This window comes from Legionella qingyii, assembly GCF_003184185.1.
In genome coordinates, this window is record NZ_QHJG01000009.1 from 35,584 (window position 1) to 53,850 (window position 18,267).

An 18,267-nucleotide genomic window follows, 5' to 3' on the forward strand; every position below is an offset into this window, starting at 1 on the left:
TTACTGAATTGAGGGAATTAGTAAAGAACATTGAGTGAGTACCGGAATAGTCCACCTGTAGCGGTCCGACGGGGGTATGTTTTTGCAAACCGCGGTGGAAGAAAACGAAGGACTCGCCGAAAATTTTGTAGTCGTTGGCTGTAATTGAAAAGAAAAAGTTGTACTCAAAATACTACAGGTGAAACTCTTGTTATTGGTGTCAGGAGTCCTGTTCGGGGACAAAATTATGAATTATTACATCGTTTAACATTGCTTAATCCAACTACTATAAGAGATACATGGTGTACGCGAACTACATTTTCTAGTAATTTACCAACAAGTATTTCTCGAAATTAAAGTCTTTGTCTGGTCACGAAGAATAGAACTCAGTGTTGTCCAAAGGAGGATTAGTTCCTACAATTTGCTTCGCTTTCAGATTGAAGGGATGTAAAACATAACAAAAGTAAAATAAATTCATTGCCTGTACTATTTCAAGGCGGAGTAGAACAGTTGGTTTTAAAAATTTTACCAGTTGTATTTAGCTAATTAGTCATCTCTAAATTTCGTAAAAACCGTGGGAACGTGCGTTTACTTTCTAAAACTTAGTACGGGAGGCAACCAATAACTTTTTCGAGTACCATCAATGGAGATATGGTTATTTCCAGGTGACTAACTACGGTAGAGGTCAACCACCACATTTAGAAATCCAGTGCCGGTAGGACGATAATAACCACGTTATTTTCTAGTTTACTTAGCGAAACTTGTACAGTAATGTCGTTTATGGTGTTTAGGTGTTGAACATCTCAATCGACTTCTCAATCGAGTTTAATGATTTTTCGTTGTACATAAGAAGCGGTCACTACCGAGGTCGCGACAACTTTAACGCTACTTTGATCGTTAGGTACGGTTAGTTTAGTTTCCGATATGTCTATCTTTAGTCAAATAACGTGAATTCTTGCCTATAGTACCCCTTTGTGATCCATGTTACTCGTAGTCACTAAATCCAGAAATATTTCTTGGGATATTTAGTAAAAGAGAATCGACAGTAATATAACTCCTATAAGGAATATAAAGACCGTTTCTCCTAAGAAATACCTCATTAACGCTATGTATAACCAGTTAAAATCTTTTATTTAATCTCCGCTAATCATTATTTCAGACACGGTATCATCATCTTGGGGATCAAGTTCCACGTCCACCCTACAATACAATGTCAGGGCTAAAGGAATTTTCTGATAGCAGGACCCGATTTTCGTTTTTATAAATAGAATAATGGCTACTTTATTACTGACCGTACCCCGCTTGTCCATTTACCAATCGAAGTGTGGTACGACTACAACTTAGCCTAGAGTAAACAAATAGGTTCCCTAATTGAAGTCCCAGATAAGGAGATTCGACGCACTACTAGCTGTCGAGGTAGAAACTAGAAAAAATACGTCTAATACTTTCACCTTTCAGGAAGAATGTAAGTGTATGTATATCACCTTTACGGGAGCGTCAGTCGCGGCGTAACCGTTGGTAAGCACAGTACGCACTTCTTTTTTATTAGCTCGTGCGAGTTTTAGACCCATTTATATACAAATGCCGGAATTGTCTTCATCGGTTTGAGAGACCATTTAATTCATTACAGGCTCCTTAACCTCGGCAGCAGCGTCGTCTAGAGCTCCCATGACTTGTAGTGGCTTATCCATTATTCCAAATAGTCGTTCGTGATTTGGTACCGCGGAATTATTCTGGATATCCATTTTGGGAAATGACCGAAGGAGGTAATTTATGCTTAGTACTTCATTAACCCTTTAATCGCCTTTATTGTGATGTGAGATATTTCCCTCGGATACATTGCGGCATTTAGTACGCTTTTTATAAGTCTTTGTACCATAAATAACAGATGTTCTCTAACTCCAATAAGACCTATAAAAAGTGGTAAAAAAATGAAAATTGCAAAAGAATATAAATAACCGTATTGTCACAACGTTTGAGAAAATTAAAATAATGTCTATATTGGGTATTTGCTCGAGTTCTATAACTACAAAAATAGTTACTGCAAAAATTACTTGATATGTTTTATGGACGTATAGTTTTCTTATTAGATTTAACGTTCCTACTAAAGTTAGGAATAAATGTTGTATAGCATTAGTTAGTAGGAGTTTAGAGACCTAATCGTTAAGTACTAGTTTTCGTGGTCTAATGTACGAGGTGTAATGGTGTTTTAGTTTGTAAAGTAGATTTAGTGCTATAGTTAGTCAGTTAATATCCTGGCGATTTTTATGGATACAAACAACTAGGGTAGATACATTAAGTTTTTTTTTATCCATAGAAATTGTATCTTTACTAACAGAACAGGGGTCATGAGGTTTTACTTAACTTATTAGGTCTCTCGCCCTATTTATGTTGATGCAATATGCTACACTTAGTCTTTTTTCTTTAATAAGTCTAATCTTTTGGACGTTAATTAAGGACCTATCTATTTAAAGGGTAACGTCCTCTTTCTTATAAACGATCATAGTTTAATTTATCGGAACTACCATAACACGAATGACACCTTCCTGGGCTAGTTTGAAGTTAATTGTTCGAGACCATATTAGTTTAGGACGAGTAAGAACTATAAAATCATAAAAGCTAAAGAAATATAAAAAACTAATTTTTATTTAAATTATTTATAATAAGTAATGTGCCACGCTATTTTGTCCGATAATTTTCACTTGTTAAAATGGGACATATAGTTGGTAATAAATTGTGCGTTATGTTATGGATATGACCTCGTCTTCAAAATAATTCTACCGTTCTAGTACCATTAGTTTATTATTACGGTCTAGACAAATAGCTCCTTCGACTTCTATGACCGAATTAACAGGGGTAATGGGACGTTTAATAACTTTATCGTAAATTTCTTAGATTTTTATAGAACCTATGGGTTGTATTAAAAGTAGAACGTAAATTATAAACACGGGATGTAAAGTGACTATCAGTTAAAAAAGGAGTTAAAATATGCGATTACGAGGTTATACGATAAAGTGGATTTGTTTATAATAAACTTTATTGTCTCGCATTAAATGAACTATACTTATTACTTTATATAAAGTTGTCTAATTTTCTCGAGTCTCTATAACCCATAAGTAATCGATATCTGCTAATACCTTGCCCTGTAAGCTCATAGTCAATAAACGTTGTGATAGGAAAGTTAAAGGAATTTTAGCTGTTTAATAAGTAAGTACGATAACCATGTTTTCGACAACGTCTTTGTAATTTACTACGCTAATAAGTAAATCGGTTTTTTTAATTAAATTGCTAATAACGTCTTCCTCATCTTTGTCTTCTTGTTAATTTAATAAATAATGTTTTGCCCCAAGCCGAATACGTTCCGACCATAAAAAGATTTCGAAATGTACATCTTGTCAATTAGCTTGACGAAGTTCCTCTTTTTTTTTTACTTATTCATATATTCTATAACAAAAAAAGAACAAGATCCATAGAGTCCAAGTTCAAAACGACTTGATTATTTGTGTCTTCCATTAATAACCGTTACAAGTTGAGTGCTACTTTGGGTGTGTTTTACCTGAAGAGTTTCATGAATGGTTTTTTAAAGAAATTTAGAAAGAATGAGTCTTACGTTTTTTTTGTCGTTGTTTGGGCGATGCACATTTTGTAGATTACGGTCAACGCAGGCTAAATAAGTACCGTGATTACATTGTGGGTACACCGTTACATGACGAAAACTATCTCTTCGGTACTCTACCTTATCATTAGTGATAGGATTAGCACTACTACGTCGTAATCGCCGGGTTCGTATAACGTTTGTATTTTCAGGGCATGGAAGATGTACAATATAATTACATCATTGGACATAATTATTCTTACTCTAAATTTGTTATACCAAATAACACACCCTAATTGTCCGCTATATCGCTCACCCTTTTGATGACAACGACTTGAAAAAAGTTTTGAACCATAACTACATTAAATACGGCTGTTTTATAGTTCTCTCGACTGGGTTTTCTTACTTGAACGAATATCATTTTAAAACCTTGTAAAACCGGTATTCCAAGATTTTGTTCTATTGCTCAACCTAGCATCGTTTGATTCTCTTTATTATAAAAGATTAGTATTTCTCTCTCTGACCGAACTCCCTGAGAATGTAGGCGAATAGGCTGTTCTTTATTTTTTTTCTCAACTATGGACGTGCTGTGGAATAACATACCATCTTTAGGGAAATGACTAATGCTTTGTTCGTATAGGAATATAGTTATCTTAAAACGAACAGACACGTGGTTTTCTTTATGTTTATCGGGCTAATTACGTTGCCCTAGTTACGTCATTTCTTGTTCGGGTCCGTTAAAATAGACGAGTCGGCTTATAATTATAAGCGAATCCTTTGCGTCTACTATATTATCTATTGATGTACTTATAACTGCTTAATTGATTTAGTCAATTACTAAATGTACTATTTATGGAGGCCTTCAGTTTTTTATAGTACACTGGCTATGAATAGGGACATGGTCGTTATCTTTCGGGCTCGAAACAGTTAAAAAAAGTTTACTTCCTTTTTCCTTAAGTTTTAGTTACTTTAATTAATGAAATTTAAATACCCCTCCGGCGTATGCTCCGGGAAATAATCTGAAATAGTTATTTGTAGCACTATAACTATAAAAAACAAAAGTCCTCCATATAATGTTGCGAGTAGCATGACATTGGCTTCTTCTATCTCTTGAATCAGATTTATAAAAAAGACTAGACGTCGTCGAGGAAGGATTAGTAAAAAGGTAAAAATTTGGACGACAGCTTTTGTAAATACCTTAACGTTACAATAACTTTTTATTGTAGCTATATAATCCTCTTCCTCTATATTTATAAGTAGTTTTTGTTGTAATAGGTCCTTATCCTAATTTAGTGGGATCTTTAAACGTTACCCAGCTTACACTTCATCTATTTTTTTGAATGAGGTATGAATTACAAGTACCTGAGACCTTACCAGTTCCATTTTTACTGTGAGGCCTCGCTTAGTTAGTTAGTGTTGCATAAGCTGTAAAATACCTATGGTAATTATGTGGATTTTATAATACACCACTGAAATTGAATTCTGGACTGTGCTTTTCGTACGTATAGGATCTCGTTTCCTACTTATTAAATTATTTTTTATTATTACAATCGAGTTGTTCTTGTTCAATAATGTTTTTCCTTCTTTTTAAACGTCTAATATAAGACTGAAGTGGCCTATAATAACAATTACTTAAGTGACAATACCTTCTACTTCAGAGTCTAGTGCGAGGTAATATAGAACTAAAATAAATCGGTTTTTAAATTTCGGTTATTCGTGGGTTAACGGGTGATATATAAAAATATATAACTTAAGTAAAGGGAACAAAAATAAAGCTGTAATCTGTTAAAAAATAGATCATGTAAATATAGCCCTTATATCTTAACTATCACAGGTCGTTGTAATAATTGCCAATATAGGTCTGGAAAAAGTTCTCAAAATAGGGAATCAAGGCAGAATTTAAGAGCCAGAACAAATCATCATTAATCATCAACTAATGCATGGTCTCTTTAGAGTCCTTACAGAAATGTCCATTATACATTTAATAGATCTATTGATTGATCAAAGTATTAATGGAAAAGTCAGACTATTAGTCTGCAACAGTTTGGGCATTAAACTTATGGGTATATTAATCAGTAACCAAAAGATAGTTTTTTCCGGACAGAGACTCGGCAAAAAAGTGAAAGTAAAAGAAGTAATCTTTCGAGAGAAGCTACAGGTAATTCATTTATATTCAACACCGAATTGTGTTGACTTTCGTAGCATCTATGAACTTTACCTTTATTTGATCTTGTAACCATTAATAAATATTAAACTGAATCCATTCATTGTTTCAATAGAACCAGATATTCTTTACTCAACCTTTATATGGCGTTTCGTAGGAAAAGGAGGCCCATAAAAAGATTCACTCACATTTCTCGAAGATTACCAAGACGTTCCCGTCCACGTTTTAGTGAACTATGATTTTTGTATGAATTTGGTGGTGCAAGAAGTCGAGGGAAAAGCTTTCGTCATTCATTTAAGTTGTACTCAACGTTACATAGGGGGACTTAAAACGATGAAAATTCTTGTGAGTTAGGGTAAGAAAGAAGTTGTAAAGAAAATATCAAATACATTTGTAGGAGTTAACGATCATAAACTAATTATAGAAATCGGCTTTTACCGGACTAGACGACGTTACTATTAACACCTGAGAATTTTAGTATCTCTATGGGTATACATAGTTACGTAAGTAAGTTAAGGAATTGGCATATGTGTCGTGGTGAAAGTCTAAATTTGAGCTACCCTAAAAGCAAATTGTAAACTATTAATGAGGGAATTCAGCAGTACTTGTAAATAGTGTGGTTTCATTACTAGTTTTTGCTTAGATCTATTAGTTTATAATCGTATTTTCAATTTAATTAAATGAAAATAAAATCTTTCGAATAGATTGTTAATCACGTGGAATCGGTCGTTCGTAATTAAGCTCCAGTGCGGGATCGATTTCCTAAACGTAAACTTCTGAGTACAATATTAAACTTATTCGTTTCCAATATTCCGTCCACAATCGGTCTAGCAAGGACCTGTTTCCAACCAAACAATTATAATGAAGTTGTTGATCGAGATGAGATATTAAGTAGAAATTTTTTGAGCCAAAAAGTTGGAGTAATATTTTTAGCTTTAGATAAAACATATACATTTGATTTATCGAAATGGTTTTATTCACGTAGGTAAGTGGGTTCGCTGTCGGAAAATATTTCTAAGTAATGTTGTATTTATCAAGACATGGTAACGTTAATGAAAGGCTAACCGAAGTCCCTTTACAAGCACTAAATTGAGTACGCCTATTTGGGTGAAGTACCGGTTAACGGGAAGGTCCGTACTTCCTCGTGGTCGTTTAACCGAATGTTCTTTTTATTAATTAAAATGAAGAAATAGTCTTATAACTACTAATTAAAGTGAGTTATTAAACATAACATTTTGTAGATTAGGTTGGAGAAGGAACTAAAGAGCTTAGTCACGCCTAGGACTTCCGAGTAGTCGGAGGTTGAATGGCGGTCCTTTGAGGGTTGTAGGAGGTACTCCTTGTAATTTTCCTGCAACCCATTAGTTCTATGCGACGACAAGTAGTTGTTATTGGCGATGTCGTTGAAGTTACGAGTTCGGTTCGAAGGTACTGTACAAAATATAAAAAATGGGCTTGGTGTACCTGTTCCTAGCAAAGCTGGCTAAAAGAAGAGTACAGAAGACATACAAACTCAGCAGAGAAGAAGTAAAAGTAGTTGTATTAATGGCACAACATTCGAGTAGAATGAGTGAACGAGTCGTGCAGCAACGAGAAGTTGACGCAATTGTAGAAGAAGTCAAACTTAAAGTTGACTTCTTTAGTTTGCTTAATGTAGTATGAAATTTAATAGTTCGTACCATCATTTGTTCCGCTTCCGAAGAAAAAATATGAGAACGAAACCTAGAAAAACACGTATCGGCGCGTTTACTTAAGGAACTGCATTAACTAGGTAATGTCGATTCACAAGTGCGGTAACTAATAGATTTCAAACGTTTTAGTGACTAAAAAGTTTGACTCTGTAGCACCGAGACGGTCGGACAAAATGAAAAAGTAGTATAAAGAATCGACTTTACAGTTCTTAAAATAGAAAATAAACAAGACCAACTTATACTACTAGACGAAGTTAGGTAAGTTCGTGTCCTCGGAATTCAAACTTGAGTAGTCAGTTGTGAAGTGAATTTCTAAAACCTAGGGTAACTAGAAGGTCTGAAACACCTCCTTATATTCATAGTTGTTCTAAACTATACTGAAGGAGAGAGTATTATAACTGGTGAAGAAGTCATAGACAGTATCGGTACTAACTCCGAGCAACGCATATCTATTGGACAGAAACTAGTAATCGGTGTAACAGCATTAGGTTGTTGACGAAAGAGTGTAGTTTTACTACGGGGAGTTCAAAGGCAACTCGTAAGAGTTAACGAAACCAATGATTTGATACAAGTTAGCCAAGGGGACCGAAGTAAGGGTTTGCTGCGTAGTAGCTGCGTTGTGCGAGACTTCGTTTATAAGCGTAATTTAATAGAAGTTCTCTATTCATCTTCGCTGACGAGGGGTGTAGTGGGACTGCCGGACTCGCAGGGGCGTTGACTAATAGCTAAGCTGCGCTGAGTACAGCAAGACTTGGATATTAAGAATTAGGTGGACGGCGTTAATGAAGTAGTACTGCAAAGACGGTATTGACAAAATGTCGCAGCTAAAGAAGTCGCGAACGTCAAAGTCCGTCAACGCGATTTAGTCGTCTGTACGAAGGTGGTTCTTGTTATAGGCAAGGAGCAGGTCGGTATAAACATCGTTATCAATGACGTGGACCCGCTGGACGAAGTCGTTATTAAACGCGGAGAAAAAGTACCTTAAACCGTAATTCATGAACTACAAATTATAAAAGAAAAAATTCTTCAACTGAATTTTTGAGTCTACGAAGTTAGCTTTGTCATGGGTGTTCCTGTCCAACAAACGCTCGTTATGTGAGTGCCTACAGGCGATATTGCCGGAGCTTAAATAGAAAGACACAATTTATTTGGTCTAGGCTGAGCAGAAAAGCGTGGTATCCAAATAACCAACCTTAATGTTGATGTAGTTCTAATATCTAAACGACATTAAGCATTCGAAGACACAGTCGCCAAGGTCAGTACGGGCTGTTAAATAATATGTATGCCTTTTTTAAGACCTTACATTAACTTCGTTCTCAGACCAAAAGTAAAACTTAGCTTTGTGGAAGAAATCGAAGTTGCCGGACTACATTCGGAAGTCTGGTAGCGGCTGGTCCGTAACAAGCTGGTCATACAAGCAGTTGTTATTATTGGACAGGTAGGAAGTGCTATATTAGCTGTAGCGCTACTTTGTATCGTACCCGGAAATTACGACGTAAATGCACTACGTAATTGTATTACAACGATCGTACTATATTCGAGAGTGGGACTAGGTCTTCAAAACGAAATTGGTCATTGAGAAGATATACAACTACCGGATATAGTCATTCTACACGGACGAAAACGAAGAGTAGCTGTCATATTAGGGGAAGTGGTGGGAGAAGGAGAACAAAGAAGTTTACCCCTTAGTTACATAACTAAAACTACATTTCAAGTCTTGATAGAAGTCGGCGTGGGCTTTATTACTCTCCACATGCACGGAGTAGTTATTCTTACCTCAGATGAAGCAGGTGATATCGTTTTAAGTTGAGAGCAACATGGAACAGAAGTTCTGATTTACGGTATAATAGCGCATTTATTAGTTTCGGCATGAGTAACAAGCAAGGTATTTGTTATAGCGTGGCTATGCGAAGAACAAAACGACTTACCCTGTATAGCCCTATTTAGTGTGGGTGTCAATTGGGGTTTTTAAGTTTATATCCGAAGTAGGTAACTGACAGTGCAAATCGTTCTATTAGTAAGTGTCATTGTTGTACATGTGGTACCGGTCATTAACGTAAATTTATACGTCCGTTTCAACGATGGTTACAAAATGGAAGGGGGCACGCGTAAAGTCGTTATAATGGAAGTACGTTGTGGTAAGGTGGTTAATTAACGTGTAGTTTTACTGCGTTTGGGTTTCAGGCATATCTACGGAGAGAATGACATCGTTTTCGGAGTCGGTTGTAAAGTCGTTCCGAAAGTGGAAGGCGTTTTGCACGAAATTTTACAACCCAAAAACGTCGGTTGAGTCGTAGTCAGTTACGAAAGTAAACCCCAAGTTTACGTAACTAACGGTAATGACGGAAAAGGTATGCGGCGTTACATGCGAGTAAAGCCGAAGGTTTGTAAAAGAATTAGTTGCATAAGTCGTACCGGATTTATTAGGAGACCTCTAAAGTTTATTGTTTAAACAATTACATGATTTTAAACCCCTTTTTATGGTACTTATGGAATATTAAATTCTCTTAGAAGTACTATATTGAATCACTACTCTTTTCAAAGACCGCTTTGTCTGTTGGTGCTATACTAAAAGGTGTTAAGGAAAAGTATAATATGTTATAAAGCTTATCCTTTATTACGTATAGAGAGTTATATAGTACTATTACGTTCGCTCGAAGTGAAATACTTCAGAGACGTACGTAGAGCTAGAGGACATTTATGAGTGGATTAAGAGCTTTGTTTCTTTCTAAAAATCAGACGTTTTATTCGTAGTCAAAAGAAAAGGTAACTGACCGTGGTCCATTAGGTTTTCGATTTAATTTATGTCCGAATTAGTCATTTGAATCCCTTTGAGGGAATCACATAAGAGGTATGTTTATTAGGTTTATTGCTAATTTATGGAGCGACGCGCACGAACAAACTCAAAGTCCTATTTCACGAACTACATAAAAACGATAAACTTTCCCCAATAGTGTACGATTTGCTGGTTCGTAATGAGGAAGTTGTATAACGTCTACCAGTAACTAGAGAAGATATAAGCTATATAATGGTAACTGGTGATGGCCTTGCAGCCCATAAAGGAAGAATTCAGCTATTTGTATAAGTATTAATTAGCCGCCATAACAAGCTAAAACAAACCCCAAATTTGGTAAATCGGTTCGGAACGCTCGTACGTGTTATTGAAAAACGTGAGGCCGGAGTTCGTTAACTACATGTTTTAGTGATTTTTTGAGTATTGACAGAACTACTAGATACGGATAAGAACAAAAACGCCATTGTCCATATCACCGGAGAACATCGTACCGGACCTATGTTCGCTGTTGAACAAAACCGAGAGAGTAATTCGTGCGTGGTTTTACGGGACGGACTTGAAATAGTGACCCTGTTGGGTCTAATTCTAATTGGAGCAGTATAGGGAGAACGAGACGTATAACTCGTGTAACACGATTGCGGAATCCCAGACTTGGAGGTTCAACTTCACGATAACCTACAAGAGAAAGTGATTTAACGTTTCGCGCATGACCTAATAAAACATAGCGGGGTCATCAAACGTAAAGACATATGTCTTCACGTACACCGCGGTTTTATGCGTATTTTTGGGCTTTTACTGACATTCAGGTTAGTTAGTAACCCCGTTATCTATTTCCACTATCGTTTTACAATCTGTGATAATAATAAGTTAATTTTTTTCTCTGTTAATATTGGACTAGGTTTTTTCAAACATGTTTTTATATTGACTTAGTCATATGACCCATGTGCATCCGATATACAAGTGTTAATAAGAACTAAATGTCGTAAGTAACGAACTTATTCATTAACATCGGCACAAGCTGGAACTATTTTTAACTATAGGTTGAATATTCGACGCACATGTTTAAATTGAGATACTAAACCGGTCCTAAAATTCAGATGTAATTTTCGTTAGCGTAGATGAACAACCAGTGGAACACAACAGCGGTTTCAGTAAAAATTTACTAAAAAGGGTTGGTTAGCAACTAGATTTTGAAGTTTCTGTAATAGTTTTTGTCCGAGTCGTTTAACGACGGGGGTACCTGGACGGACGACCTAATTGACTCGTTGGAGTTCTGATTTGAGAAGACCGACATCACCTGGTAGACATTCATTGAGAGGACGTGTAACGCTGTTTAGTTACACGAATGGGTGAAGTCTTTAATTCCGAAGAGCTTTACGAAATTCCCTTGCGCCCACCTATGAGTCTGGTCGACGGTATCGTACCGGTGGTTTGAATAATTATTCAGGTCCCACCAGGAATAGATAACGGCGGTTATGTAGGGCTTATAAATTTAGTCCTTGACTTGCTCGACTAGGAAAGTTGAGTAGCAGTGAATGAAGACGTTTTCGTTATTGTCCTGCTACTATTGCAAGAAAGTGAGCAGGCCGATTTTACGGTTACTGAGGAACTACGGTCCAGAATAGTTTTTCTGTGTTTCGATATCCATTTACTCATGACAACATGAGTCGTGAATCTCGTTCAAAAAGGTTGCGTTCGTAACGAACAAGAAAGTAAAGGCAAAGTTAAACGAAAGCAAGAAGTAAATTAAGTAGATTAACGACCGTTATTAAAGATCGAACAACGCCTAGACACCATTAATTTGTAAGCTATGGGTTTCGGTATAGCAGGTTAGCGGGCCGGCGTAACTCAGAGCCTCGTTACCGTTTGGGGTTTAGTCTGAGAGATTCAGCGCTTTTAAGTGCAGGTCTCTGAAGTTAATTTCGAAATTAGGGACGAGCTGTCTCTGGAACTGCATAAGAACTATCTGGAACTAAGTGGTATTATGCTAATAAAACTAGGTCGGGATGTTGTAGTCGGTGACAGGGATTTCGTTGATTCAGGTTTTTCGAGCGGTATAACCCGAGCCATTATAAGTAGAGTGCTTTGGTTAACCATAAGTGGTTTACAGACGCGTCTCGGTCGTACTGTATTTTCTATTGAGGTTGAGGTCGTTAGCTAAATGATCCTTTAAATGTTAGAGCGACCAAGCCTAAGTGCTATCGTATTCGAAAACCTTCTCAAAGGCGTCCGTTTACTACTAGACACTAATTTTGTAGCTATGGATTAACTAAGCGGGAAAGATGTGGGAGTTATGATCGTTAAGGTAATAGATGTCATTATTAGTTGCGCCCTAAGGTAAACGACCGGTGAAGTTGATAAACGCCACAGTTTGGTATTGGTTTGAGCTTTGCCAATCCTTGATTTATGAGATGTTTGACTCGTGGGTAACTCGCATCGCGTCATTATCGTTCACGGCAACTCCAGCGAGGTAGCCGTAGTTTTAGTGGCTAATAATTTTAGGATACGACAAGTGCATTGCGAAAAAGGTTCGCATTCGTACGGAATAGATAAGGGTAATTCGATAGTTTTCCGTTATTTCGGACCTCAACAAATAGGTCGACTCTTTCGAGTCATTAAGGGGACAAACGCTTATAAGCAAAGTTATGCAGACCTTATAATCCATTTAGTTTACCCAGACTATGAAACCCCGCAACAAATTATTCGTACATAATCAAAAGAGGTATTTGCTTGTATGGTTGCTAATCGTGAATATCTCATTCGGAGTAACAAGGTTATGGTTACTTAACCGTAAAGTAAGTTAAGAAAAACTACAACGAGTGACTCGTGTCTTTTGAGCCACTCGTTATTTTAAACTATTAGGAATTCACAATAACTACCCGATATATTTCTTTGAACACACGATGTATAAAAACGATTACTTAGTTTTACCGGTAGTTGTGTTTAAAACTAGCCGTAAAATAAGAATTCAAAACGTGATGAGGTACAGGTATTAGGTAATCGGTTCCTAACTAACCCAAACCTACGTTTTTCGTAAACCGAAAGTCACTATTTGGAAACGGTTATGTAGCATAATAGGTTAACACGATTAAGCCCGTAATTACTAACTACATTATTTACTACGCCTCCAAAACGTACATTACTTATAAAAAATAATAACTCGTTGGTCCAAACACGTAATACCATTACTTCTTGCTGTAGAAGGAGACGGTCTATAAGACTCTTATTTAGTTTGGTACTAAAACGGAGCACAAGAAGCTCAACGTCGAGTGGTGGGTTACGTTGTTAGTACCGCAGTAATACGCATCGAAGGGTTATTTGGCCTCAGTTATGTTGGGTAAGTGGAAGGTTTAATACTATAACAGAATTATTCAGTCGCATACCACCTAGATATCCTAGTATCGGTTCTGTGTCGTTTTTTAACTCATTACGTAAGGGAAGGCTTAACTCACCGAACCGTGCGAGTCCTTAGCTTGATGTAAGACTCAATTAATGTTGTATGTATAAACAAGCCGGAATTAGTCAGGTAGAGACGCTTTGTTGCGAAAATTTAAAGAATTACGGACCGCGTATGCTAGAAATAAAAGATAATCTGGCTTTGCTTGTACTGGTAGTGGGGGAACTGGTTTTGGATAAGGCCCTCTATGTCGATGTACACGAAGAAAATTATTTATAAATGACTTAAGTTCACTTGGGTATACAACTATTACTCGCCCTTATCCGCGGGTTTGCTTGTATCAACGGAATCCCGCTCATTGAAGGGTCGGTTAAAGTAAATTCGGTAGCGTTTCTTATAATGCAGCAAAAAGCATGTCAAGAGATTAAAGTACATGTGTGAGTAGTCCTGGTAGATTACGCCGTTATCGACGCTGAACCTAACCGCATTTGCATGGTATTAGATTTATTCTAAATTAGGCTCATTCACGACGTTGATTGAGAAGTAAAGGCGTTCGTTTGGGTTGCGCGGTTGGACCGTATAATATACTAAATCTGTAACTTATTCAAAGTTAACGATATAGACATCGTGGACCTTGAACTTCTTAACTTCCGCGAAATATGGGTAGTTTATGTTATAGTCGTATTCGATTTAGTACTTAGTGGGTTTAAAATACAAAAAAACGATTTAGCTATTGAACGAGTTTTTTACTTATTAGGTGTGTTACACATGAACCTAAACGGCCTTTTAATTAATGGTTACGAAATCCGAATCCGTTCGATGCTAATTAGCATAGAAGATAACTTCGATTTTTAACTCAAAGCAATTATTCACCTTAGACAAAATGCAATCGTGGTCGTTACTATTTAGGTATTCATACTTACCCCATGCGACCTAGTCCTTGATTTTAGCATAGGGGCCCAGGTGAATAGCGATTACGGTCTACACGATCAGGGAGAAACCTTGGTTACCATCGATTATAAACACAAAGCGATAAATTGACATGTAGTATCAACGCAACTATGGTCCTTCGGTATCTTGCAGAATCGGAACCTTAAGGAAACCTGTACCTTATTGCTACTCATAGACCGGAAACTTGGCGAAGCTAATTGAATAAATGTTATACACCCCCTCAACCGACTAGTCCTAAAGGGTATGGTTTTAGTTATTATAGGAGAGGTGCGCGAGCGCGGAGACAAAAATTAACTCGATTACATAATTTTTGTATTCCACCGTTTGCTAAATATGCACCTTTAACTGAGTATTATAACTGGAGACATCATATGAATGTCGGTATATATTAAGTAACTTGGTGAGATTTGGTACTTGTAGTTAAATCTTAGGCGTCTTGATGTACGTCACGTTCGAATATCACTATTATTTTAAGTCTAATTAAGGTAATAAATACTTTCGTCAAATTAACAAAGATTTTGTTTTTAGTAATCACTAGACGGTTAATTTCTGTAAGTTCCTTAACTACTTGTGATATACTTAAATAATTGCGTTAAATTTGGCCTTTAGTAGTAGTAACCGGTACTTGTATGGCCTTTTGAGGACGGAGACAGTTAATACTTTGTCAAACGTCTCGTTGCTTATCCATATCTTACGTACAGGTATCCACGTCGCACAGCATGGATATTACAAAATAATTCACTCGTAGCACGACAACAACGACCCAAATAAAAATTTATTCCTATCGGACCACGTGGCTTCGCTATGGTCCGCTGTTATCTAATGTTAATCTAAACAGAAGAGCGAAGCTCGTGTAATCCTTAAACGAGATCGAAACAATCATCAGCTCTATCTGATGAATCAGGTAGTTGTAGATGTCAATTTCATTATATTCGGTACAAAAGAACGAATAACGAAACACAAACATTACTTATTTGTACACGAAAAAGTAATCGTTCTTCGCTTCACTGCAGAAAGTTTTCGAGCCTCGCTAGTTTGCGAAACTAGTTTTATAGTTGGTGTATCAAAAGTGCCCATCGTGAAGGGGTTGAATGAACGTTCTTTGCAACAAAAACAGCAAGTGACCGTACTTATTATAATCCTGTTAGAACAGATACATGACTATGTGGAGCCGGATATCACTATATTGGTTAATGACCTAGTGGACCATGTCCAACTGTCGTTGCGCGGTATTTTCAATTATTTAAGGGTTGCGGAAGCTATGCTTCTAGTGAGGGTCATTAAAGACCAAACCGTACAACAAATTGTTTAGCAAGTTCTAACTCGAGACTTCATTACCCACCTCGTTCGAACGATTGTTAAACTGGATAGAATTATAGCGGTGCAGGGTTTAACCGTATTTCTAGTAGTTCAAAAAACTTTACCTCACGACAACGTTGAAGTAATTCAAATAGTCTAAAATAAGGATTTCTAAAATTAAGAAATAGTTCGTCGAGTGCGGGTAGAACTTACAAAGATAGTATTAGAACGTAAAATTTGGTTACGTTTTGAAAACGAAAACGCGCGCTCCAAAACTCTATTAAATTCACCCCCAACTAGGTTAGCGCTCTTCCAAAAGAAAGAAAAGGTCAGTTTTGGAGATGGAATAGCGGACAAAAGTCAACTATTCAGTTACCGTGTTACACAGGTAATTGTGCACGTGGAGCTGTCGCCACAGGGTTTAGTGATACCTGCACTATCCGTTTTAGATTTCTACAATGTGGAACTCCATTTAGTTCTTGTAGAGGCAGACCTCATTTTTGTATTTGAGATAGAAGTTCTTTGAGACATCATCATGAAAGCCCTTGTGGAAATAACGAACGGTAAAGGGCTACGGTGCGATTATGTAGTGCATCGGTAAGTTAAAATGCGAGCACCGAAACAAAAACAAACTTCGGTGGAAGAAATATGAAGGTTACGCGACGTTGGGGGTAAAGCCGGTTTAGCACGTAGTCTTTACAAGACTAAACGTGGAGTTTTTGGGAGGGAAGCCACGAAAATTGTCGTCATACGTTGCTAACTATCGGTAATCCGAATCCTAATTATTATATTAGTAGTTTAAGTCGGCCTTAAACGAAGGTATCGCATACCTGGTATGGATTCTGAAGTATTGTAACTCGGACCCATAGCTGTTCTTGAGCGTGACGTCAACGTAGTATTTAAAGTAGATCACTATGTAAGAACGCACAGTAAAAAAATATCTATGATACCTATACAAAACTTGCAGGTATTTGCCGTTTTACAAGATATGGTAAACGAAATTAGACGAGTAAGTTGACTCGGTGTTATCGTAGTTGTTTTGATAGAGCAAGGTTGGCAAAACGAAATTCCGGAAACCGTTAGCGAAATATGAGGAGTCCTACATTTATTGCTTTTCGGTATAGGAGGTAAAGGGTAAATTAACGGGGTTAAGGGTCAGACAACCGGTTTCCTCGTATTTAGAGGTAGCGAAGTCATCGATTAACGAACGCATTAAGAAGTCTATTTACGGGACGTCAAGAATTTTGCGTATCTGCAAGACGTTCAAATTAATTGTGTTGCGCTTGTAGTAGATGGTACCGATTATTGTAAAATGCTTACAATAGTTAAACAACAAATAAAACACCCATAAACAAATTAGGAACTTTCGACACGTAACGCGAGTACGCGAGATACGGGAACTGGTTAAATCGTTATAATCCTGGATTAACGAGCTGTTGTAGTAGTTACCTGTCTAGTCGTATCACATGCAAAAGTTTTTATTAACGACGACGTTCACAAAGAACTAGTTGGAGTTCTAGACGTTCATTTAGCCGGTATCTGTTAGGAACAACGTTTGTTCTAACAGGACAAAGACATCGTACAAGAACAGGACGTTCAACTGAATTTCATGTACGCGATGCTTACTCAAGTTCTAATAGGTTTATTGGGAAACGTGGATTGACTACTTCGGTGTTTAGTTGTAGCTACGAAGGTAGAAGCGTGTTCCCCTGTCATAGAAAATGAGATTGGTAGTCAATATAGGAAAAATTTGTTACGCTAACTAAGTTGTACTCGTCATACCCCTTTGTATAGGTAATGGGGACGAAAATAGTCGCATATCGGAAAAACTAATTGATTATATAGACATAGTGCTCGATTACAATGCCCTAATGTACTATGTATATGTTATGCGAGACCTAATTAACTTAGTTAAACAAAGTGTTAAAGTTCACGTGGTCTAGCTCCACCCAGTTAGTTGTGAAATAACGTTCCAACGACTTGGTCGAAAAAATGAAGTAAATGTAGTAGGTTTAAACGTCGTATTTTCAGATGTAAGACTTATACCAATTCAAAACGTAAGTATATCCGAGAGAGTTGGTATAAAAATGACGGAAGTTGTGGATCTTGAAACCATGTTTTGAATCGGTAACCTTCACTTTTTAATGGGTCGGGTGTTTTATTCAGATCGTGATATAGACATGAAAAATTCAGGTATTCGACGTAACGAACACTGTGGTATCTCGCTAAATTACGGCTTAAATGAACCCATTTCAGACAACCTACTTTACTCTTTCATTAAACTATTAGACCGTTACATATACACTCCATAAGTGAACTAAATCTGCCTATTTTTGTTATCTGTGACAGACCCGGTGGACCGACCTCTTTTTAACATATAACCATAAGAAGGCGTTT

Annotated in this window: 1 protein-coding gene; it reads left to right on the forward strand. The window is 36.9% G+C overall.

Going from position 1 to position 18,267, the window contains the following annotated elements; translation table 11 throughout:
• Nucleotides 1-7,187 precede the first annotated feature (7,187 nt).
• Nucleotides 7,188-7,400, forward strand: coding sequence for a hypothetical protein (locus DGG96_RS07300; protein WP_110142081.1), 213 nt, complete (start codon nt 7,188-7,190; stop codon nt 7,398-7,400).
• Nucleotides 7,401-18,267 lie beyond the last annotated feature (10,867 nt).

Bases quoted from the DNA above. Each gene is read 5' to 3' on its own strand.
- DGG96_RS07300 (WP_110142081.1), top strand. From the start codon at position 7,188: ATGGGCTTGGTGTACCTGTTCCTAGCAAAGCTGGCTAAAAGAAGAGTA.